We start from the raw sequence: 22,121 nt of genomic DNA on the forward strand, positions 1-22,121 counted from the left end.
GAACGGTTTTATGAACAAGTCAGTGTAAAAGTTCTAAACTAAAAGAAATGGAGATTGTATGGAGGTAAAGTATGCAGCAGATGAAGGCCGATCCACATTATTTGTTCGATGTATTCGTCCGTTTGTATCGGATGGTCTTTTTGATGGAAGTGACGCCGAAAGGGTATCGTTACGTCCGTGTCAGTGAGCAAGGGAAGCGCGCGTCGTCGCTTCCGGACGATGTGAGCGGTCGCTATTTGCACGAGATGTATGCGCCGGACGTCGCGAACGAGTTGATTTTGCACTATGATGTGGTCGTTTCGTCTCGTGAGCCGGTCTATTTCATGTCAAAGATGAACATAGAAGCTAACACTGCACGCTTCGCCTCATCCATGCTCATGCCGCTCGAGGACGGCACCGGAGAAGTGCGCTACGTTCTCGGGTTGACGACCGACTTGTCGGAAGATGCGGAGATGAAGCTACTGAGTAGCATCGAGAACATCGATTATTTGACGGGCATGCCGAACTTGATGAAAGTGAAGCTCGAGCTTGAAAAACTGTTTGCCAAACGAGAGCGCGAGGAAGCGACGAGCGTCATGCGTTTCCACATCAATCGTTTTAAGATCATCCTGTCGCTCCAAGGGGTGGAGCGATCGCAACGTTTAATCAAAGAGATGACCCGTCACTTATCTGATTTGCTGCCGAATGGCTCGATCATCGGCCGCGTCGACGGGGAAGATTTCATCGCTGTACTGCCACATACCTCGATTGAGACGGCATACATGCACGGGGAACGTCTACTGGCGACAATCGCGGATTACACATACCATGTTGCCGAGACCGAGTTCACCCTGTCCGGTTGTCTCGGCATCAGTTCTGGCAGTGAAGACGCCGACCAAGTGATTATGAACGCGTCGACGGCATTGCTAGAAGCAAGGCAAGCCGGTAAACAGATGATCAAAGTGTATGAGAAAGATGATTATATGCAGCATTACATCGACGAGATGACGATCGAGATGGAGCTTCATAAAGGATTGAAGGCAGGCGAACTCGGCGTCGTCTATCAGCCGAAAGTAGACTGTCGGAATGACGCCGTCCATTTCGAGGCGCTCGTCCGCTGGAAGAACACGGTGCTCGGAAACATTTCGCCTGAAACATTCATCAAAATTGCGGAACAGTCACTATTGATCGAGGACATCACCGAGTTCGTGTTCGAACGCGTCTGCCGCGACTTGAGCGATCGACCCGAGCTGTTCAACGGCCGCCGTGTCGCTGTCAACTTATCCCCGGTCTTGTTCCGTCAAGACTACGTTCAAAGCAACCTGATCCCGCTTCTTAAGACGTATGGCCTCTCAGCTGATCAGTTCGAGCTTGAGATCACGGAACATACGCTCATGCAGGAACCGCTCATCGGGATCCAGACAGTCGACTACTTGAAGGCGGCGGGATTCCGTATCTTAATTGATGACTTCGGCGTCAGCTATTCGTCACTCAACTATTTGAAGATGTTCGACATCGATGGCATCAAGATCGACCGGTCGTTCATCAGTCAGCTCGATAAAGACAACGGATTAAAAGAATATGAGATCGTCAAACTGATTGTCGCACTCGCTAAAAAACTGAACTTAGCAGTCACGGCGGAAGGTGTCGAGACGGAAGCGCAGTACCGCGCGATCCAGCGGCTCGGATGCGACGACGTGCAAGGCTATTTCTTCAGCCGGCCGCTCTCGCTCTCTAACCTCGAGCCGGCACTTGAGACAATCGTCTGTCAATACGAGGCGCTGCGATTAGACGGCTCGGACCGGTCCAAGTTAGCGGTACGGTTCGATGAGACAGAGGCCGAACGATTGAAAACAATCCTTCGGCTCGAAATTTTAGATACCCCGAGGGAAGAGCGGTACGATCGCATCAGCCGACTCGTCGCGAAGACGCTCGGGATGCCGGTCGCGCTCATCTCGATCCTGACAACGGACCGGCAGTGGATCAAATCGTGCCAAGGCACCGATCTCGAAAGTCCCCACATCGATCGGAAATGGACGCTATGTGACCGCGTCGTGACCGGCCGGGGACCACTCGTGATTGAAGACGTCAAAACCGCGGAGGCGTTGAGTGAGAATCCGTTGCTCGAAGGGATCGGCTTTTATGCAGGTGTGCCGCTTGTGACGAGAAGCGGACATGTCATCGGAACGCTCTGCGTCACCGACGGAGTGCCCCGCTCGTTCGAGCATGAGGCGCTGCAGACACTTGAAGATTTTGCGCGTTGGGTGATGGCCGAAATCGAATTGACCGAACAGGCACGTGGCCAGGAGCGGCGTCAACAGACACTCGAGTCGCTGTACGAGGTGACGGCCATCCAAGCCCCGTTTGCTGACAAGTTGAAGCGAATTCAAGAAGTGCTCAGGGAGTGGATCGGTTATTCGCATGCAGTCATCTTCTCGACAGAATCACGCCAGCGCGTCCTGTCCGCTGATGGGGATGCCTGGATCGATTGGACGGACGAGCGCTTGCAGCACGTTCATGCGCTGACGACGGTCGGGCATCAAAAATTGAAACGTTCGGAGCTCGTCCTCGAAGGGGTCGAATTCGCATCGATGATCAGCTTGCCGTTATCAAACGAAGGCAAGACGTTCGGATGGGTCGTCTTCCTGGCGGAGCAGGGCAGTTTAAACGATGTGGCCGATGCGGTGGCAATTCACGAGATGACGGACACGATCTTACTCGTGACCCGTTGGATGGAGAACGAGATTCGCCGCGAGCGTAAACATCAGGAAGTGATCGAACTCATCACAAAAGACGGACTGACGAAACTGTCGAACCGTCACTCGCTCATGACGGATTTGAGACAGATGATGAATCGGAAACGGCCGGTAGCGCTCCTGTTCATCGATTTGGATGATTTCAAGCGGATCAATGATACGCACGGCCATCTTGTCGGCGATGAAGTGCTCGTTGAAGTGGCGAAACGCATCGGATCGTTCAGTCACATGCATGCAGGGAAAGCGTATCGGTTTGCCGGAGATGAGTTTTTGATTGTCATCGAGACAGGTCCAGAATCGCTTGAAGAAGCCGTTTTCGACCAACTATCGACCGTTATTTCCCAGGAAATGACGGTCGGGGACGGATTGATGCTCCATCTTTCGGCCAGTATTGGTGTCGCATACTCTGATGCTAGTTTGTCCTCCCTCGACACGCTCATCCATCACTCGGATGCGGCGATGTATATCGCTAAAAACGGTGGCGGGGACGGCTACTATATTTATGATTCGTATCAAGAAAACAAATCAATGAAAGGAGGGTGCTCATGCAGACGTTAAAACGCTACTCAGACCGCTTTTGGTATATGACGCCCGTTAGTGAGACGGACCGGCCGATCATCGGCGCGGTCGTCGGGGACACTCATACGCTCATGATCGATGCGGGCAATTCCGAGGCCCACGCGAACTTATTTTTAGACGCCTTGGCCGAGCGGGGGATCAGCTGTCCGTCGCTCGTCGCGTTGACGCACTGGCACTGGGACCACATCTTCGGTCTGTCGGCGTTACAAGATATCGTCTCGGTTGCGAGTAGGGCGACGAAATCGCGGATGGAGCGCCTCATACCATACAACTGGGACGACGAGTCGCTCGATGAACGCGTCGAGAGCGGCATCGAGATCGCCTTTTGTGCGGAGGCGATCCGGCTCGAGTTCGGGGACACCCGCTCGATGCAAGTCGTCCTACCGACCGTGACGTTCGACGACACATTGACGCTCGACCTCGGTGGCGTCCACGTCTTGTTGAAACACGTCGGGGGCGATCATACGGCCGACGCGGTCGTCGCTTATATCCCGGAAGAGAAAGTGCTGTTTTTAGGGGACGCGCTATATGCGAACTTGTATGCCCCGTCTTGGCAGATGACGGCCGGGGAGACGCTACGGTTGTTGAGCGTCCTCGACACGTTCGAGGCCGAGGCGTATGTTTGGTCACACGGTCAAGTGGCGACGCGGGCAGAGTATGAGAAAGACCGAGATGTGCTTCGACACTTAGCGCACATCACTCTTGATTTCCCGGGAAATAAAGAGTTGATAACGGCTCAATACGAACGCTTAACCGGTCGTCTGGTTGACGAAGAAGAGCAAGAACTGATCACGTTTTTTGTGAACGGGTCAGGTGGTGAAGCGTGATGGACATCATCCACATCCGTGAAGACGACGAGGCGTTCCAACAGTTTTTGACGAGTCGGTTGCGTGCGTTCAACGATGTTCATTCAGCGCATCACCGAGCGATTCGCAATGCCGACGTCCCGGTAATCCAGTTGAAAGTGGAGCGTGACGGTCAAGTGATTGCCGGACTGTTCGGTAGCGTCTACTGGGGCTGGTTCGACCTTGACCGGTTATGGGTTGACTCCAACCATACCGGTGAAGGGATTGGGACACGACTCCTTGAGGAAGGTGAGCGTCATGCCCGCGCACTCGGCGCCACGCAAGTAAAGCTGACGACATTTTCGTTTCAGGCGAAAGCGTTTTATGAACGTTTCGGCTACGAGGTGGCAGGCGTCCTCCGCGACTATCCCCCGGGCTCTGACTACTACATGATGACGAAACGTTTGACCGATGCATGAAAAAGGCGACTCGCGCGAGTCGCCTTTTTCAGTACACTTTATCCCCGTTGAAGATTGAGTTTTTCACCATGACGTAATCGACGGTACGTAACGCGTCGAGATTGTTCCCACCCGAGTATGAGATGGCCGACTGGAGGTCTTGCTCCATCTCGGTCAACGTGTCTTGAAGCGCCCCTTTGTGCTCGACGAACACTTTCTTGCCTTCGACGTTTTTCCGTTCCCCTTTTTGGAATTCAGAAGCCGACCCGAAGTATTCTTTGAGCCGTTTCCCGTCCTGCTCGAACGTCTCCCCCGGAGACTCGTCGTGACCGGCGAACAGTGAGCCGATCATGACCATCGACGCGCCGAAGCGGACCGATTTGGCGATGTCACCGTGCGTGCGGATGCCCCCATCCGCGATGATCGGTTTCGTCGCCGCCTTGGCACACCAGCGGAGCGCGGCGAGTTGCAAACCGCCTGTCCCGAAGCCGGTCTTGATTTTCGTGATGCACACTTTGCCCGGTCCGATGCCGACTTTCGTCGCGTCCGCCCCGGCATGCTCGAGCTCACGGACCGCTTCTGGTGTCCCGACGTTCCCGGCGATGACGAACGAGCTCGGAAGATGCTGTTTGATGTGTTGGATCATCCGGATGACCGCGTTCGAATGTCCATGTGCGATATCGATCGTGATGAATTCTGGTGTATGTCCCGCTTCGGCGAGCTGTTCGACGAACCGATACTCGTCTTCTTTCACGCCGACACTGATTGACGCGTACAGGCCACGTCCGTGCATGTCTTCGATGAACCTTAGCCGCGTTTCCGGATTGAACCGATGCATGATGTAGAAATAGCCGTTCTCAGCGAGCGAGAGCGCCACGTTCTCATCGATGATCGTCTGCATGTTCGCCGGAACGACCGGAAGGCGGAACGTGAGGCCGCCGAGTGTGACGCTCGCGTCACATTCCGAACGACTGTCGACGACACATTTTGCCGGAATCAATTGAATATCTTCATAATCAAACACTTTATCCATCGTTTGCACCCCTATTTACGAACATTTTAATTGAGTTACTTAGAAATACTTCGCCCATTCGGTAATGTAACGCATTTTTTGATGAAAGTCAAAGGGATGTATCGGAAAAATGTGTATTTTCAATACGATAACGTTATTTATATTCATAATGTTCGTGTTTAGGCTAATAGTATTGATGTTTCACGTGAAAAAGACCGCTAGTCAGCGGTCTTGAAACATCACATATCGGTTGCGGCCGTTCGACTTGGCTTCATAAAGAGCGAGATCGGCTTGTTTGAGCAATCGTTTCTTTGTCATGCCTGATTGGTACCGAGCGACACCGATACTCGACGTCGTGACGAACGTATGCCCTTCGATCTGCCACGGGTGCTGGAGCGAGGCAATCAGCTTGTCCGCGACCCGGTCAGGTGCTGACAAATCGGTATAGCGGATCAATACAGAGAACTCGTCGCCGCCGAAGCGGGCGATCACGTCTTGTTTCCGTAGCGCCCGGGTGAGACGGATCGAGAACTGTCGCAGCAGCTCGTCCCCGACGTCATGTCCGAGCGTGTCGTTGATTTGTTTGAAATGATCGATATCGAGCGAGAGGATGGCCAGCTCCTCGCCGTCCTCTTCAACCCTCGAGAGTGCCTCTTCTAAGTAAGCCAAGAAGTAACGGCGGTTGGGGAGCTCGGTCAGCGTATCGTGGTAGGCTAAGTGTTTTAGTTGTTTCTCGAGTACTTTACGCTGCATGATCTCACGGGTGACGGTTAAATAGTGCAGCAACGTCGCTTCTTCATAGATAGCCTGGATCTTCGTCTCGAGCCAAATCCATCTGCCGTCGTGGTGGAGGTGACGAAACTCGAGCGTGAGCGGCTCACTGCCGGCCGTCATCGCTTTGAGCTGTTGTCTCGTCGGCGTGACGTCTTCCGGGTGGATGAAGTCGAGCGTATTCTTGCCTTCGTAAACCGCAGGCGCATAGCCGAGGACGCTCTGATGGGACGGCGAGGCGTAGCGGACACGGCCGTTGCGCTCGAGGATGCAGACGAGGTCGCTCATGTTTTCCGTGATCAGCCGGTACTGCGTCTCGCTTTGGCGTAACGCCCGTTCCATCTCTCGTTTCTCGGTCACATCACGCAGGACGGTCATTACGGCGGTCGTCCCTTCATAATCAATCAATAGACTGCCGATATCTATATGTAAGTGCTGACCGGACGGCGCGACAAGGACGATTTCCGTGTCTTGGACAGGATCACCGAGCTGCAAGGCAGAAAGGCGTGTCCTCGTCGCCTCATGGTATTCGGCAGCAAGATATGTAAAGATGGATTCGCTCTCGATATACGTCTCCCCGATCGTCTCTAACGCCACGGCGTTCGCGTATAAGATCATGCCGTCTTTATGGACGATGATCCCTTCTGGAATCGTCTCGATGAGCTGGCGATAGCGTCGTTCACTCTCTTGTAAAGCGCGTTCGGCGGTCTTCTCCGGCGTATGGTCGATGATGATGGCGAATAGGCCGGTGATGTTGCCGCCGATCTCGATCGGGATGTTCAAGACGGCGAGGTCGAGCGCTTCGCCCGTCTTTTGATGCGCCGTGATCCCGTACTTGTGGGGCTTTCCGGATAAGGCGAATCGGAGTCCCTCGCAGACGAGCGGTTGTTCCGAGTCCGGCAGCCAGTCGAGGAACGAACGGTTGATGAAATCGGTCTCGCAATAGCCGGTGATGTTTGTGACGGCAGGATTGATCGATTTGACCCGAAGTTCGGGGTCGAGAACGAAAATACCGTGTGGCGAATAGCGGCGCAACGACTCATGCTGGTCTCGTAGAATCGATAGCTCGAGCTCACGCCGTTTTCGCTCCGTCACTTCCCGAACGACCGAGATGACGTGGGTGCAGGCACCGGATTCGTTGAACACCGGCGTCACTTCCGACTCGAAATAATGAAGCGGCAACAAGATCACATCTTGGTACTCGAGTGTTTCTGAGTAGAACGAATCAGCGAGGCGGTAGTCTTCATAGACGATGCTCTTTCGTGCGCGAATCGCCTCGTCATAATGGTGGGTGATGAGTGCGGCCGTCTCGGCCGGAACCATGTCGCCGACACACTTTCCGACGTCAGCGTCTGTCCAACCGATGGCCTGCTTCCCCGGCTCGTTCACAAATACATAGCGATAGGTCGAACCGTCCACTTCCATGAAGAACACAAAATCCGAGATTTTGTCGAACGTCTGGAGCAGGATGGAAGAATGGTGTTGGATCGTCTGGTCGGCGCGCATAATGTCCCTCATTTCAGTCAAGTTTTTGACACGTCATTTCTATATTACAACATTCATAAAAAGATGTGTGAACATTCAAAAAAAGACAGGACTGTAAAAGTCCTGTCAGGCAGCTTGCTTGAGACGGTCCCGTTCTTGGCGGCCGTTCATCACGTAATACAAGAAAATCGTCAAGGTGACGACCCCGGCGAGCAACAGATAAATGGTAGAGAAACCGGTCAGCGGGATGAGTAGCCCGATAAAGTAGGGACCGAAGCCGAGCCCGGCGTCGAGGGCGATGAAGAACGTCGACGTCGCCATCCCCATCCGTCCAGGTGAGGCCGACTTGACGGCGATGGCCTGTGTACCGGACTGGATATTGCCGAAGCCGAGCCCGATTAACGCCCCGGCGAGTAAAAGGCCCAAAGCGCTCGTCGCTTGGCTAAGGACGAGCAGCCCGACCGCGAAGATGAAGATGGCCGGATACATTACGACGTTGGCGCCACGCGCGTCCATGAGCCGTCCCGTGATCGGGCGCGACAACAGGACTGAAATCGAATAGACGAGGAAGAAGACGCTCGCCGCTTCGACGAGGTCGAGTTCGGTCGCGTAAAAGTTGATGTAAGACAAGACGCTTGAAAAACTGAGTGCGGCGATTGCGATGATGAGCGCGATTGGTAACGCCTTCGGTTCGACGAACGCCTTAAGTGACAACCCGCGAACGATTTCCGGATGGTCAGCCTCGGGAATGGTGACGAACAAGGCGCTCACCAAACTGACGACGCCGACGACGAGACAAGCGATAAAGATGGTCGAGAAACTCGTATATTGGCTCATCAGCAAGCCGACGAACGGGCCGATGGCGGTGGCGAGCGTCGAGCTCATGCTATAGTATCCGATGCCTTCGCCTTTTCTGGCGCCAGGGATGATCTGGGCGACAATCGTGCCGGTCGCTGTGCTCGATAAACCCATACCGAGACCGTGCACGAAGCGGGTGAACAGTAAGAAGCCGACGCCGAGGTCGACGAAATAAAGCAGGATCGTGGCCGTGAAGAAGGTCAGCCCGATCAACAACGTCTTACGCCGTCCGATTGAATCAATCAGTCGACCGATGAACAGCCGGCCGACGAGCGTACCGATGATGAAGATCCCGGTGACGAGACCGGCTTCACTTGTCGTCGCGCCGTATGTCGCAACGGCGTGAACGCCGATCGTTACCATGAGCAAGAAAAAGATGAGCGTCAAGAAGAAGTTGACGAGCGAGATGATGAGGAAGTCTTTCGTCCATAATTTTTGTGCGGTCAATTGCATCGGCGATGACGCCTCCTTATTTGTTTGAACCTAAATAGTTAGTAAACATAACTAAAGGAGTATAGCAAATTGATGAGAGCTTGTCAGAGACGACGCATTGTGCGTGAAAAACCGATTCGCGTTAGCGGATCGGTTCGTCATCAGATTAAACGGCGGCGGTACCAGAGGACGATCGGTACGAGAACGAGTGAAACGATTCCGCCGAGCAGTGACAGCGTCAAATAGCTCGACTGGGAGGCGATGATACCGGACAGCATGCCGCCCGAGGCGCCGGACAAGGCGATCCAGACGTCGACCGACCCTTGCGTCTTCGCTCTCGTCTCGGGTGTCGTTGCATCGACCAAGATGGCCGTCCCACTGATGAGACCAAAGTTCCAACCGACACCGAGCAAGACGAGACCGACGATCAACAAGAACAGCGAGTCGGCCGGTGCGAACGCCGCGACGACGCCGGCGAAGAATAACGTCACCCCAGAAGCGATGGCCATGATTTCACGGCCGACTTTGTCGACGAGCACGCCGGTCACGAGCGAGGGTAAATACATCGCACCGATATGGAAGCCGATGACGAGACCGACCGCGCTCAACTCATGGCCGTGCTGCCGCATGTGGACAGGTGTCATCGTCATGATGGCGACCATGACGATTTGGCTGAGCACCATGACGAAAGCGCCGACGTACACACCAAGGCGAGAGTGGACTTCTTCGGGTTGACGTTGCGTCGCGTCTGTCGATTGCTTCCGTTTCGATTCGATGGCTCGGGCGACGAGGAGCGGGTCAGGGTTCAAAAATACGATCAAGATGAGACCGGCCACGAAGTAGGCGGCTCCCGCGAGTAAAAACGGACCAGAAAGCGTCGGGATGCCGATGGCGTCAGCAACCCGCCCCATCGGTTCGACCAAATTCGGTCCGGCGACGGCACCGAACGTCGTCGATACCATGGCGATACTGACCGCGGTCGCCCGTTCGGTCGCATTCGCCAAATCCGTTCCGGCGTAACGGGCCTGGAGGTTACTCGCCGTCCCGGCCCCGTAAATAAGGAGCGACACGAACAAGAGCGGTACGCTCTCGAACGCGGCGGCAAAGATGACACCGAACGCACCGAGGGATCCCGTCAAGAACCCGGTCGCGAGTCCGACCCGGCGTCCGACCCGTTGCGATATCATCCCGATCAGAAACGCGGCGCCGGCAGAGCCGAGCGTGAACAGCGCCGTCGGGACACCCGCATACGCATCGGTCCCGAGCAGGTCACGGGCGAGAAGCGCCCCAACGGTAATACCTGCGGCGAGGCCGGCACCCCCGAAAATTTGAGACATCACGACGACGAACAACGTCCGTTTATACAGACGGCGTTGTTGCTCGCTGTCGGTCACATATGGATCAATCTTATTTCGCATGATACGATTCCTCCTCCATCAACTTATACCCCACCTAGTATAACGTTTGCAGGCGTGGAAAAGAAGGGTGGACAAAAAAGGACTCGACTCGAAAAATACCGAGTCGAGTCCTTCCGTTCGTGAATCATCAAGCACGGTCCCAGAACCGGGCTTTGGCAATCCCGTCGATGAACGTGTCGAATCCGTCGAGACTGTGCTGTTTGAACGTGTAGACGCCAGGTTGGTCCGTCTTGACGCGGCACTGATCGAGCACTGAATCATCGTGTAGGTGCAAAGCGAGCGGCTTGAAGTGTTTATACGTGTTCTCGATAAACTCGAGGACATCGTCTTCGACCGAACTCGCGGCGCTGACGAGGAAAGCGGCGTCGAACAGGCTCGAGTCGACCGTATCGTACGTCTCTTTCACTTTGAGGTCACCGAGCATGTACGATTTTTTCCCGACGAGGCTATAGTTCACTTTTTTGTCGGCGAGCGCTTGGACCCACGCCTTCACTTGCGCGGCATCGACATCACCGGCGAGAAGGACGGCGACGCTCTTCGTATCCGGTTTCGAGATCGTGTCCGCCATGCTGAGAGCAGGCGATGTTTTGTCCGAGACGACTTCGTTGTTCTCGGCAGGCAGTGCGACGCCTAAGTTGTCGGCGACGACCGAGGCGAGTTCGCGGTCGATGCGGTTCAACAAGTCGACGGCGTTTTCTTTCACCATGTCCGATTCACACTTGCCGAGCTCAAAGCTGCAGGCGTCTTGAATGTGCTTCTGTTCGACCGGGGTCATGCTGTTGTAGAACATTTTGGCTTGTGAGTAGAAGTCGAGGAAGCTGTCGCTGCGGCCACGAACTTTGTGACCATCGACTTTCTCTTGGTAATGCTCAAATCCACCTTGGTCGACCGGAACAGGTGCCGGCTGATTGTTGTTGAGCGCGTTTTTATGGTAGCTCGTCTGGCCTTTATGGACCGACATTTGATGCATGCCGTCGCGTTGATTGTTATGGAACGGACAGACCGGTTTGTTGATCGGGATCTGATGGAAGTTCGGTCCGCCGAGACGTGACAGCTGTGTATCTGTGTATGAGAACAAGCGCCCTTGCAGGAGCGGGTCGTTCGAGAAGTCGATGCCCGGAACGATATGCCCTGGATGGAATGCGACCTGTTCGGTTTCGGCGAAGAAGTTATCGACGTTCCGGTTGAGCGTCATCTTCCCGACAAGTTTGACCGGGATCTCTTCTTCGGGCCACAGTTTGGTCGGATCGAGGATATCGAAGTCGAACTTGAACTCGTCTTCGACTGGGATCATCTGCAGTCCGAGTTCCCATTCCGGGTAATCGCCTTTATCGATCGCCTCATACAAGTCGACGCGGTGGAAGTCGGCGTTTTTCCCGACGGCCTTTTGCGCCTCGTCCCAAACTTGCGAGTGGACACCGAGCTTCGGTTTCCAATGGAATTTGACGAAATGGGCTTTCCCTTCCTTGTTGACGAGTCGGAACGTATGGACGCCGAACCCTTCCATCATGCGAAGGCTGCGCGGGATCCCGCGGTCGCTCATCGCCCACATGACCATATGGGCCGTCTCATGGTTTTGCCCGACGAAGTCCCAAAACGTATCGTGGGCACTCCCGCCTTGCGGGACTTCCGTATGCGGTTCCGGTTTCACGGCATGGACGAGGTCGGGGAACTTGATCGCGTCTTGGATGAAGAAGACCGGAATGTTGTTCCCGACGAGGTCGTAGTTGCCTTCGTCCGTATAAAACTTCGTCGCAAATCCACGGACGTCACGGACCGTGTCGCCGGATCCACGCGAACCTTGAACCGTCGAGAAGCGGACGAAGACAGGCGTCACTTTCGAAGGATCGTTCAGGAAATCCGCTTTCGTATAGTCGGCAAGCGATTCGTATACTTGAAATTCTCCGTGGGCACCGACGCCGCGCGCGTGAACGATTCGTTCTGGAATCCGTTCATGGTCAAAGTGCGTCATTTTTTCACGGAAGTGGAAATCTTCGATGAGCGTCGGTCCCCGAAGCCCCGCTTTGAGTGAGAACTCATCCTCCGCCATCTTCAGTCCTTGGTTCGTCGTCAGTCCTGCTGCTTGTTCATTGTCGATCGTGTGTTGTTTCAACTGTTCTTCTTTTTTATTCCCCATCATGTTGCCTCCCCATAAGTATATGCTCTCCCGACGTAAGCCGTGATTGACCTACTTTACGGTTTTTCCCTAACGCTACGAGAAGAAACCCCCATTTTAAAATGGGGTACGTTAATTGATAGGTGTCACAACGCTGCCCAAACGCTCTGCTTCAAAACGATATGCTGCACTTTTTCAGGCTCGAGATCGTATTTCGTCGAGATGGTCCGGGTCACTTTTGCTTTCAAATCAGGGTCGTTGGATTGTTTCGCCTCGTAAATCTTGTTCCACTCTTCCCAGACACGTACCTCGCCTTCAGATAGTTGGCCGGTCCATTCTTTCTCGCGAAGCTGCCAACCGAACACCATGTCGTCGTAGTCGCCGGCCTCGACCGTCTCGGCTAGCGACCAGTCGCCTCCTGGAGCGTAGACGGCCTGACCGAGGGGAGAGTCCGTGCCAATATACGCCTCGTGATCATAAAAACGGATCAATGCGGCTTGGAACGTGTCTCGTTCGGTCACCTCACTCATGACGTCATGGCTGATGGACTGGAGCGTCTCGACGTCAGGACGTCCGTGGACGACGACATCGTATTCATAGCGGACCGCGTCATCTTCATGTATCGGTTTGCTCGCTTCAATCGTATAAGTTGCTTCGTGCTGAGACATCTGCTCAGTTTTGTCTTTCTGTTTCGGCGGGTCATTCGGCCACACGTAAGCGGTGAACGCGATGGCAGGGACGAGCAGCAGTGCTCGTCTCAGACGATATACCCACTTCGGTTTTCGTTTCGATTTCATGGTTATCACTTCCAATCTTATGTATGAAAAAATCCCCTGATCGCCAGGGGATTAACGCGTCCGATCTAATCGTACGAGCCGGGCATCCGAATTGACGATGCCGCGCACTAAATCACTCAAGATTTTAGAACCTAACATGCTGTAAACCGTACCGTTGCCGCCATACCCGAGCAGGTAGAACAGGTTTTTCCGGTCCGGGTGTTCCCCGATGAAGGGCAGATGGTCGATCGATTCACCGAACAGAGCTGCCCAAGCGTATTCGACTGTCAAATCGTACATCGGGAACAGCGCCGCGACTTCTTGGCGAATCCGCTCGGCCCGATTACGGATGAGCGCCTCACTATGAGGTGTTTCCGGCTTTTCTTCGTCGAGGCCACCGGCGATGATCCGGCCATCGACCGTCGTCCGTAAATACAGGTAAGGACGTTTCGTCTCCCAAATGAGCGCCTGCCCGTCCCAATCCTTGAAATCCTTGATTGGGTTCGTCGCGATGGCGTAGGAACGATTGAGCTCGATGCGATGGGTGTCGAGCAGTGGTGCCGGCCCGTAACCGGTCGCGAAGATGACATGCTTAGCCTTGAACGTTGTTTCAGGCGTCAACACGAGCCAGCCGTCCCCGTCAGGCACGACTTCCGTCACGTCCGTCTCCTCGAAAATCGGAACGTCGTTCATCGATAGGTGGCGAACGACTTGACGGCTGAGCGTGAGCGGGTTGACTTCAGCATCGCCTTTTGTGATCAGTGCGGCCGGTTTATCAAATGGGAACCGGTCTTGGAGTGCCGTTTGATCAAGCCATTCAGCCTCAAACCCGTGCTTGGTGAGCATCTCATATTCACGTTTCAGTTTGGAGACATCTGCCTCCTCGCTCGCGAAGCAAAGGCTGTCGCGTCGGATGTAGACGTCTTTTGCATCGACGGTCTCGGCGACCTCGTCGAGCGCATCGACCGCCTCCCTACATAATTTATAGAAGCGGACGGCATCGACTTCCCCGATCTGATCAGCGAGCTCATGCAACATGATGTCGTTTGAATACTGGATGAGCCCAGTGTTCGCCGCCGTGCTTCCGGCTCCGACTTTCCCTTTGTCGAGGACGGCGAAGTCGATGCCGTCCTTATAAAGCGTGTAAGCCGTCAATGTGCCGGACATGCCGGCTCCGATGACGAGCACGTCGTACTGTTCTTTTTGGATCGGCTTTTGTAAGACGATCTGTTCCGACTCAGTGATCGGCCAATATAAGTTCCCGTTGTGCATTTCCATGACGTCATCCTCCGATAATCAGCATCTTCTTCTTAATCCCCGAATTTTGAGATTGAAAACGCAAAAAAACGCAGACGAGATGTCTGCGGTAGCGTTCGTTATTTTTTGACGACAACTGTTTTAGCAGATGCGCCTTTCGTATACGTGATGCGTTTGACGTTCTCGGCACCACGAATTTCTGCAAGGTTCGTTCCGTCGACGATGACTTCTTTGACGGTCGCGCCTTTGAAATCGATGATGGAACCGGCTTGTTTCGGCTTCACTTGAACGACGACGTTCTTGAGCGGGTCACCCGTCAATTCCGTGTAAACGCCGCGCACGAAGATGCCGTTCTTAAAGTTCGTGCCTTTACCGATCGTCACGCCGATGTAGTCGTCTTGAAGGACAAGACGGGCAGCCTTATTGTTCTCGACTGTATAACGTTTCACGTCGACAACGGGTTCTGGTGTAAGGTCGATTTGCGCGAGGACCGGATCGTGGTCACTGGCCCGGCCTGACATCTCTGTGAAGTCGGCGTTGACGTGGATCATATCAATCTCGGTCGTAGCGGCCAAACGGTTCGACACGAGGATGTGGTCGAGCACTTGCGAGTTGCCTTGGTAGACGTAAGAGTAACGATCGATAGCAGGTACTTTCTCGACCATGTTCGTCATCAAGTCACCTTTGAAGATTTGAAGCGCGTCTGAGAACTCGAAGTCGTTGAAGTCACCGAGAGCGACGACGTTCGCATCCGGGTTATCGGCTTTCACGTCCGCTACGAAGTTGTGGACGAGTTGTGCGATTTTTTTCCGTTGCACTTCACTGCCGAGCACGACCGGCTGTTGTGAACCGAAGAAGCCGGTGTCGCCGCCTTTTGAGTTCCAATGGTTGGCGATGACGACGACGTTCTCACCTTGGAAGTCGAACTGGGCCGCGAGCGGCTTACGTGAGCTGTTGAATGCTGGGTCGAGTGGCGCGATTCGGCCCGGGTTATGTGTCAACTTGCCGTTTTCGTAACCGACGGCCGTTGTCGCGTCACCAGCAGGGATGCCTTCCGTGAGCGAGACGCGTTCCGGATTGTACAAGAAGCCGACACGAATGTTGGCGTTCGGTGCGCCGCCATCTTGATTGTTCTCCGGATCGATGTTGACGTACTTGTACGACTTGCCGCCGATTGAGACGATATCATCGATCAAGCGTTGATAGCTTTGGTCAGCTGCAGCATCTCCTGTGCTTTGACCGTTGTTGTCTTGAACTTCGGTCACGCCGATGATGTCCGGGTTGTTCAACTCTTCGACGAACGCTTTCGCCAGTTTGAGCGCCTTCTCGTCCGACGTCTCCTTCACGTTGTTCGAGAAGTTCTCGAGGTTGTAAGAAGCGATCGTCAACTTGTCTTCTTCTGCCTCGATGAATGTCGTCTCACGCTTAGCATCACCTTTGACAAAGGCAGCTTTCATCTCATCGAGACCTGCTTGAATTTTGTAGTTTCCATATGAATAACCGACGACACCGACGATTGGTCCGTTGAAACGGTCACCGGTCGCGACATCGAACTCACGCGCTTCTGCGTTCGGTTCGAGACGGAACTGGATACGTTCCGGGTTTGCGTCATCTTTCTTCAAAAGGATTCCTCCGTTGAACGTCTCGGTAGGCGTGCTTTCGAGTACGGTCACGAGGTCACCGTTTTGTTGCGGCGATACCGATTTGAGATTTCCGGTCTCGACGCGCATCCCTTCGAGGCTTTCCCAGAAATCGATGGCGTCTTTGTCCGGATTGAAGACGGCGAGGGCGTCGCTGTCGATAAACTCGGTCGGCAAGTTCGACGCGTCAATCTTCACAGGAGTCGGAAGTGTGACACCACTCTTGACGACATTGACACTACCGTTGCGTGTATCGATTTGCGTCATCTTCATGTCCGTCTGTTGGCGATCGCTATACCCTTCAATCGCGTATTCGCTGACGAGACCTTTCACGCTGACGAGGTCACCGACTTGAATGCCGGCGATCGAACGGCCACCATACAAGATGATTCCTTCTGACGTGCGTGCGTCTTGGTCGGCTTCCATGTCAGGCGTTTGGATGTAGTAATACGTCGTGCCCATCGAGACGAACGTGTACGTGACGACACCTTCGACGCCTTCGACCGTCTGTCCGTTCATCGGTGACGTGTGGCTCGCGCCTTGGATGTCATGGATGCGAATTTTGTCCGTGATCTTATATTCGTACGTCGTTACCGGGCTGAACGCATCGCCTGACTTGACGGCAGTTTTCAGCGTCATCGTCTCTTCAATGCGGACTGGACCTGTATAACGTGTCCCGTTCACTTTCGGGTCTGACCCGTCGAGCGTGTAATAGATGTCAGCACCCGCAGTCGTCGTCGAAAGCATCACGTCTTGAGGTCCGACGAATGTGCCGGCGCCTGGCTTCGCTGTCGCAGGGCGGAGGACAGATGCGTCGATGACCGTGTCAGACGTGTCGCGCGGAATGATTTGATAGGCATCATCGAATTGTTGAACGATTCCGGTGATCGATGAGTAATTGACGTCTGCCTGTAAGTCGAGACTGCCGCGCTCGTCGCGGACGATGAATTCTTTCGTCCCGTCTGTCGCCGTCAAGTTTTGACCGCTGCCTGAGAGCGTGACGTTCTTCACCGTGACGAGTTCTGACTCGACGTCCTCATTGATCTGTTCGCCTGTCAATACTTGTGCGCTTGGAACGGTTGCTGCTTGTTTTGAGACGACGACGGCGCTGTTCAATTGAAGGAGTTCACGATATGAACCGACGACACCCGTGACGACGACTTCATCACCGACGTTGACGGCGAGCGAAGTCGCTCGGACCGATAGGCCGCCAGTCGCGTCTTGGATTGAAATCGTATTGGCGAGTTTTGCCGTGACGACACCTTTGATCGTGACCGTCTCGCCTTCAGCTTTCGTGCGGGCATCATTGATCGAAATTGGTGCCACTGGTGCCGGTGGTTCTTCCGACCCGCCATCCCCATACTCGACACCTTGGAACGTGTGCTTACCGAGATCCGTGAACGAATCGGTCGGGAGCGAGTTCCATTCGGTGGCCGGATCGAACGCATCTGTGCCGTTAGCATCTCCGGTCGTGACCGTATCTTTACGAATCAACGTCTGGTCAGCGGTCGCGACGCTTGTTCCCCATTTTGTGCCTGGATCGACACCGATTTGACCGAAGACGTCGAGCACAGTGTCACCTTTTTTCAAGACGAGCGTGTCATCACCGTTAAAATTCGTCACGCCGCTCGTCGCATTTGATTTTGCCTTGAGCGCCTCGCTCGCACTGCCGTTGACGATGACATACGTGCCACCCGGTTGGAGGGTCCCCGTTAAGTTGAGCGTCGTGCCAGGAGCCGTCCCGCCGTTTGAATACAGTTCGAGCTTGTAGGCAGAGAGATCGATCGCTGAATCGGTTCCGTTGAACAATTCAATCGCTTTGTTGTTGCTTGAGCCTTCAATATACTCCGAGATGAATAAGTCTGCTGCGTTCAACGTTTCGGCTTGTACGTTTGCCGCGATCGGCGTAATGCTGCTGACGATCAGTCCGGCTGATAAAGCGAGGCCGGTCATTTGTTTGAGTGAACGTGCTTTTGGTTTCCCCATGTTGTAGTCTCCCTTTGGTATGTAGATGGCCGATACGATTTCTCAATTCATTTGGTCACTTGTTGAGCGTTCAGCCCCCTCCTAGTCAATACAGAAATGATAACGCTTACATTAATCGACTATTACCCACGAAAATGGCTCGTTACGACTCCATCGATTGGTGTATTTCACTATCATTTACCAACTTTGCAACTACATGTTAAACATAACCAAGCAGACATTAGAACTCAATCTCCTTTTCACGAAGTTCCTATTACATTTTAATGACAAGGTAATGAGTTTTTGGATTTTTCCCTTTTAGGTTGACGACAAGGCCATGAACTCTTACAATTCATTAATACAAATTAAGTGTATCGGTTAACTGTGAATTAATAGGGAGGAAACGAATGACGACGACTACTTATCCGGTCATCCCGGGAGCGGGGACGTTTTATTATGAAGGGAATCAAACCGGGATATTATTATGTCACGGTTTTAATGGGACGCCACAAAGCGTGCGCGATGTCGGGATCGACTTGATGGAAAAGGGCTTCACAGTGTATGCCCCTCGCTTGACGGGGCACGGGACCGACCCCGAGGACTTTAGATGTTCGACGAACAAGTGCTGGTATGAGAGCATGGAAGCAGGTATCCGCTTCTTGCGCGAGCGATGTCGTCACGTCATCGTCGTCGGACAATCGATGGGTGGGACGCTCGCCTTAAAAGCCGCGCTCGCCGGCCTTGCCGACGCCGTCATCACGATCAACGCGGCGTTGTCTGTACCGGGCTATGCGTGTCATGCGGCTGAAGATGTCTGTCGCTTCATCGACGAGGACGAACCGGATATCAAGGCGAATGACGTGTATGAGATCGTCTACGACAAAGTACCGACGTCGGCCATTCGCGAATTGCTCGCTTTGATCGAGGAAGTTCGGCCTCGCGCGTCGGACGTGGACGTTCCGACGTGCGTCATCCATTCCGCTGTCGACCACGTCGTCCCGCCGGAAGATTCGATGTGGTTGTATGACACGATTCAGGCGCCGAAACAACGTATCGTTTTGGAGCAATCGTACCATGTGGCGACGCTGGACCATGATCGTGGTCGATTAGCTGACGCGATCGGTACGTTCTGTGAACAAGTGACGCCGATTGAACAAATGTAGTCTCTAAGACTGCATTTTTTATTTGCGCTTCTTTGCAAACGCTTGCACTAATGCTATTGTAAGATTAGATTTACCCAAACAGTGGTATGTACCTTCATTGATACTAATCGTAGGCTTAGGAGGAATTTGACGTATGGAGACGGCGTTCAGACAAAGTGAGAAGCAAGGCATCGCCCGGGCATGGTGGAAAGAAGCCATCGCCTATCAAATATACCCGCGTAGTTTCAAAGATTCGAACGGGGACGGCATCGGCGACCTCCGTGGCATTATCGAAAAGCTTGATTACTTGGAAGATCTCGGCATCGATGTGATCTGGCTCTGTCCGATGTACAAATCACCGAACGATGACAACGGTTATGACATCAGTGATTACGAAGACATTATGGAAGAGTTCGGGACGATGGAAGATTTCGATGCGTTGCTGAGCGCGGTCCATGCGCGAGGGATGAAGCTATTGCTAGACCTCGTCGTCAACCATACGTCAGACGAACATCCATGGTTCGTCGAATCGAAAAGTTCGAAAGACAATCCGAAGCGGGATTGGTATATGTGGCGAGACGGATCAGAAGACGAGCCACCGAACAACTGGGCCAGCATTTTCGGCGGCTCGGCCTGGGAATATGACGCGGCGACCGAGCAGCACTACCTTCACGTGTTCTCTAAAAAACAGCCTGACTTGAATTGGGAGAATGAAGAAGTGCGCGGTGCGGTCTACGATATGATCAACTGGTGGCTCGATAAAGGAATCGACGGGTTCCGGGTCGATGCGATCAGCCACATTAAAAAGATGCCGACCGAGACGATGTTACCTTCCCCGGATGGCAAACGTCACGTCACGGCGTTCTCGATGTATTCAAATATCGAGGGGATTCATGATTATCTCCAAGAGATGAAGCGCGAGACGTTCGCCAAGTACGATATCATGACGGTCGGGGAGACGAACGGAATCGAGCCGAAAGCAGCCGACCTGTGGATGGGACCGGAAAACGGGGCGATGAACATGGCGTTCCATTTTGACCACGTCGATATTATGCGCAAGTCCCGGCTCGCCCCGCTTGACGTCGTCAAACTGAAACGTATTTTTGACAAATGGCAACAAGGGTTGCTTGAAACAGGGTGGAACGCCCTCTATATCGAGAACCATGATATGGTGCGTGCCGTCTCGCTCGTCGGGGACGAGAACCACTATTGGCGCGAGAGTGCGACCGCGCTCGGAATGATGTACTTCTTCATGCACGGGACACCGTTCATCTATCAAGGGCAAGAAATCGGTATGAAGAACGTGCCGTTGCCATCGATCTACGACTACGATGACGTCGCGACAAAGAACGAGTACTTCGAACGGATCGCGAACGGGATGAGTGAAATCGACTCGATGCAACACGTGTGGGGGACGTCGCGCGACAACGTCCGGACGCCATTGCAATGGGACGCCTCGCCACACGGCGGCTTCTCGTCAGCCACCCCGTGGATGCCGATCCATGCCGAGTATGAGACGTTGAACGTGGAAGCACAGTCTAAAGACGTGAACTCGATTCTGTCGTTCTACAAGGCGATGATCCGACTGCGCCGAGCCGAGGAGACGTTCACGTATGGAAGTTACCGCGATCTCTTGCCGGAACATCTGCAAGTATTCGCGTATGAGCGCAAGTTCGAGCAACAATGCTTTTATGTGCTCGTTAACTTGACGGCGAATCCGGCCGAGACGACGCTCGCTGGTCTTGACGAGGCGACACTCGTCTTGACGAATGAGGTGGATCCGGAACCGATCGAGCAAGACACGTTCATGCTGAAGCCGTTTGAAGCCCGGTTATATCGCTTATAATGATGAGACACCTTCCATTCGGGAGGTGTCTTTTAGGAGGGGATCAGTATGCATCAGATCGAACTCGGGAACGACGACGTCACGGTTCGGTTCATCATTGCCGAGGCTAATCGTACGACGTTAAAACTTGTCCTCGCTCGCGACGCAGAAATAATCCGGACGGCTGACTATGTCTCGTTTGGACGAGACCTTACCGAAGCGTATGAGCAATTGAGTGGTAAGGCCCAACTTCAAAATGAGAGCGGCCGGACGATTTTAACGATTGCGTTCAACAGGGGACGGGTCGATGTCTCAATCGCGTGGGGACAAGGCGAGACGACGTTTGCGACCGATCAAAGTTATTTGACGAAAACGCTTGGTCAGCTCGGTCCGTTTGAATAGACTGTGACAAATGCGGGAAAAGAGCATATGATAGAGGTTGACTATACGGAAAGGGGTGTCGGGTATGGATGGTAAGAAACGCGCGGACATTCGCCCAGGACTCCACGTCCAGATCGTCCTGAAACAAGATCAGCGGAGCGGGAAGTTGACGAAAGGCGTCGTCAAAGACATTTTGACGAACTCGCCAAGTCACCCGCACGGCATTAAAGTACGCTTAAACGATGGACAGGTCGGTCGGGTAAAAGTGATCGAAGCTGGAGGTGAATGATATGAGTGAAAAGAAATTGAGTTTCCAAGAGGCGATGAAGCAAAAACTCGCCGAGAAGAAACAGAACGAAACGAAAGTGCCGACAGGACTTCGTGGGACGAAGCAAAAACCGTTGACGAACCAGTTGACGAAAAAGCCGAACAACCAGAAGAAACGGACCGGCGTATAAATCAAGCAGTTGCTCATGCGAGCGACTG

At 53.7% G+C, this 22,121-nt stretch carries 16 protein-coding genes; 8 read left to right on the forward strand and 8 right to left on the reverse strand.

Annotation, left to right across the window (positions count from 1 at the left end):
- The first annotated feature begins 71 nt into the window (after positions 1-71).
- Genes A6395_RS08940 through A6395_RS08950 form a run of 3 tightly spaced genes read left to right on the forward strand, consistent with a single transcriptional unit; the run spans position 72 to position 4,578 of the window.
- Positions 72-3,293, forward strand: coding sequence for an EAL domain-containing protein (locus A6395_RS08940; RefSeq protein WP_071398738.1), 3,222 nt, complete (start codon positions 72-74; stop codon positions 3,291-3,293).
- A complete protein-coding gene (locus A6395_RS08945; RefSeq protein WP_071398739.1) occupies positions 3,281-4,141 on the forward strand; it encodes an MBL fold metallo-hydrolase in 861 nt (286 codons plus the stop codon). The genes A6395_RS08940 and A6395_RS08945 overlap by 13 nt, the downstream gene beginning before the upstream one ends.
- Positions 4,141-4,578: a GNAT family N-acetyltransferase gene (locus A6395_RS08950; RefSeq protein ID WP_071398740.1), complete on the forward strand. Its 438-nt coding sequence runs from the start codon at positions 4,141-4,143 to the stop codon at positions 4,576-4,578. Before A6395_RS08945 ends, A6395_RS08950 begins: the two co-directional genes overlap by 1 nt.
- Before the next feature lie 28 nt (positions 4,579-4,606).
- On the opposite strand, the gene guaC is transcribed toward A6395_RS08950, so the two are convergent.
- The 8 genes from guaC to A6395_RS08990 all read right to left on the reverse strand — a co-directional run bounded on the left by guaC (position 4,607) and on the right by A6395_RS08990 (position 18,308).
- Positions 4,607-5,590: a GMP reductase gene (gene guaC, locus A6395_RS08955; RefSeq protein ID WP_071398741.1), complete on the reverse strand. Its 984-nt coding sequence runs from the start codon at positions 5,588-5,590 to the stop codon at positions 4,607-4,609.
- Positions 5,591-5,791: 201 nt separating this feature from the next.
- Positions 5,792-7,858 (reverse strand): PAS domain S-box protein, encoded by a 2,067-nt coding sequence (locus A6395_RS08960; protein ID WP_233589704.1) that lies wholly within the window; start codon positions 7,856-7,858, stop codon positions 5,792-5,794.
- A gap of 93 nt (positions 7,859-7,951) precedes the next feature.
- A complete protein-coding gene (locus A6395_RS08965; protein WP_071398743.1) occupies positions 7,952-9,136 on the reverse strand; it encodes an MFS transporter in 1,185 nt (394 codons plus the stop codon).
- A 140-nt stretch (positions 9,137-9,276) separates the two neighbouring features.
- Positions 9,277-10,533, reverse strand: a complete 1,257-nt coding sequence (locus A6395_RS08970; RefSeq protein ID WP_071398744.1) for an MFS transporter — start codon at positions 10,531-10,533, stop codon at positions 9,277-9,279.
- A 127-nt stretch (positions 10,534-10,660) separates the two neighbouring features.
- Entirely contained in the window at positions 10,661-12,670 is a 2,010-nt protein-coding gene (locus A6395_RS08975) for a catalase (RefSeq protein WP_071398745.1), read from the reverse strand.
- Between the two features lie 125 nt (positions 12,671-12,795).
- On the reverse strand, positions 12,796-13,446 hold the full coding sequence (locus A6395_RS08980) for a hypothetical protein (RefSeq protein ID WP_071398746.1): 651 nt from the start codon (positions 13,444-13,446) through the stop codon (positions 12,796-12,798).
- A gap of 51 nt (positions 13,447-13,497) precedes the next feature.
- Positions 13,498-14,703, reverse strand: a complete 1,206-nt coding sequence (locus tag A6395_RS08985) for an NAD(P)/FAD-dependent oxidoreductase (RefSeq protein ID WP_071398747.1) — start codon at positions 14,701-14,703, stop codon at positions 13,498-13,500.
- A gap of 98 nt (positions 14,704-14,801) precedes the next feature.
- On the reverse strand, positions 14,802-18,308 hold the full coding sequence (locus tag A6395_RS08990; RefSeq protein ID WP_071398748.1) for a lamin tail domain-containing protein: 3,507 nt from the start codon (positions 18,306-18,308) through the stop codon (positions 14,802-14,804).
- A 386-nt stretch (positions 18,309-18,694) separates the two neighbouring features.
- Between A6395_RS08990 and A6395_RS08995 the strand changes: the two genes are divergently transcribed.
- The 5 genes from A6395_RS08995 (at position 18,695) to A6395_RS16100 (ending at position 22,093) form a co-directional block, all read left to right on the forward strand.
- Positions 18,695-19,450, forward strand: a complete 756-nt coding sequence (locus tag A6395_RS08995; protein ID WP_071398749.1) for an alpha/beta hydrolase — start codon at positions 18,695-18,697, stop codon at positions 19,448-19,450.
- Positions 19,451-19,619: 169 nt separating this feature from the next.
- Positions 19,620-21,275 (forward strand): glycoside hydrolase family 13 protein, encoded by a 1,656-nt coding sequence (locus tag A6395_RS09000; protein WP_071398752.1) that lies wholly within the window; start codon positions 19,620-19,622, stop codon positions 21,273-21,275.
- A gap of 48 nt (positions 21,276-21,323) precedes the next feature.
- On the forward strand, positions 21,324-21,656 hold the full coding sequence (locus A6395_RS09005) for a hypothetical protein (protein WP_071398750.1): 333 nt from the start codon (positions 21,324-21,326) through the stop codon (positions 21,654-21,656).
- A 64-nt stretch (positions 21,657-21,720) separates the two neighbouring features.
- Complete coding sequence (locus tag A6395_RS09010; protein ID WP_016508010.1) at positions 21,721-21,924, forward strand: YwbE family protein; 204 nt, start codon at positions 21,721-21,723, stop codon at positions 21,922-21,924.
- 1 nt (position 21,925) lies between these two features.
- Positions 21,926-22,093 carry a hypothetical protein gene (locus A6395_RS16100; RefSeq protein ID WP_016507944.1) on the forward strand — a complete coding sequence of 56 codons (168 nt, stop codon included), beginning with the start codon at positions 21,926-21,928 and terminating at the stop codon, positions 22,091-22,093.
- Positions 22,094-22,121 lie beyond the last annotated feature (28 nt).

This window comes from Exiguobacterium sp. SH31, from assembly GCF_001816105.1.
Classification (GTDB): Bacteria; Bacillota; Bacilli; order Exiguobacteriales; family Exiguobacteriaceae; genus Exiguobacterium; species Exiguobacterium aurantiacum_A.

Coding starts and splice junctions, on each gene's coding strand:
- A6395_RS08940 (WP_071398738.1), top strand. CDS start 72: ATGCAGCAGATGAAGGCCGATCCACATTATTTGTTCGATGTATTCGTC.
- A6395_RS08945 (WP_071398739.1), top strand. CDS start 3,281: ATGCAGACGTTAAAACGCTACTCAGACCGCTTTTGGTATATGACGCCC.
- A6395_RS08950 (WP_071398740.1), top strand. CDS start 4,141: ATGGACATCATCCACATCCGTGAAGACGACGAGGCGTTCCAACAGTTT.
- guaC (WP_071398741.1), bottom strand. CDS start 5,590: ATGGATAAAGTGTTTGATTATGAAGATATTCAATTGATTCCGGCAAAA.
- A6395_RS08960 (WP_233589704.1), bottom strand. CDS start 7,858: ATGAGGGACATTATGCGCGCCGACCAGACGATCCAACACCATTCTTCC.
- A6395_RS08965 (WP_071398743.1), bottom strand. CDS start 9,136: ATGCAATTGACCGCACAAAAATTATGGACGAAAGACTTCCTCATCATC.
- A6395_RS08970 (WP_071398744.1), bottom strand. CDS start 10,533: ATGCGAAATAAGATTGATCCATATGTGACCGACAGCGAGCAACAACGC.
- A6395_RS08975 (WP_071398745.1), bottom strand. CDS start 12,670: ATGGGGAATAAAAAAGAAGAACAGTTGAAACAACACACGATCGACAAT.
- A6395_RS08980 (WP_071398746.1), bottom strand. CDS start 13,446: ATGAAATCGAAACGAAAACCGAAGTGGGTATATCGTCTGAGACGAGCA.
- A6395_RS08985 (WP_071398747.1), bottom strand. CDS start 14,703: ATGGAAATGCACAACGGGAACTTATATTGGCCGATCACTGAGTCGGAA.
- A6395_RS08990 (WP_071398748.1), bottom strand. CDS start 18,308: ATGGGGAAACCAAAAGCACGTTCACTCAAACAAATGACCGGCCTCGCT.
- A6395_RS08995 (WP_071398749.1), top strand. CDS start 18,695: ATGACGACGACTACTTATCCGGTCATCCCGGGAGCGGGGACGTTTTAT.
- A6395_RS09005 (WP_071398750.1), top strand. CDS start 21,324: ATGCATCAGATCGAACTCGGGAACGACGACGTCACGGTTCGGTTCATC.
- A6395_RS09010 (WP_016508010.1), top strand. CDS start 21,721: ATGGATGGTAAGAAACGCGCGGACATTCGCCCAGGACTCCACGTCCAG.
- A6395_RS16100 (WP_016507944.1), top strand. CDS start 21,926: ATGAGTGAAAAGAAATTGAGTTTCCAAGAGGCGATGAAGCAAAAACTC.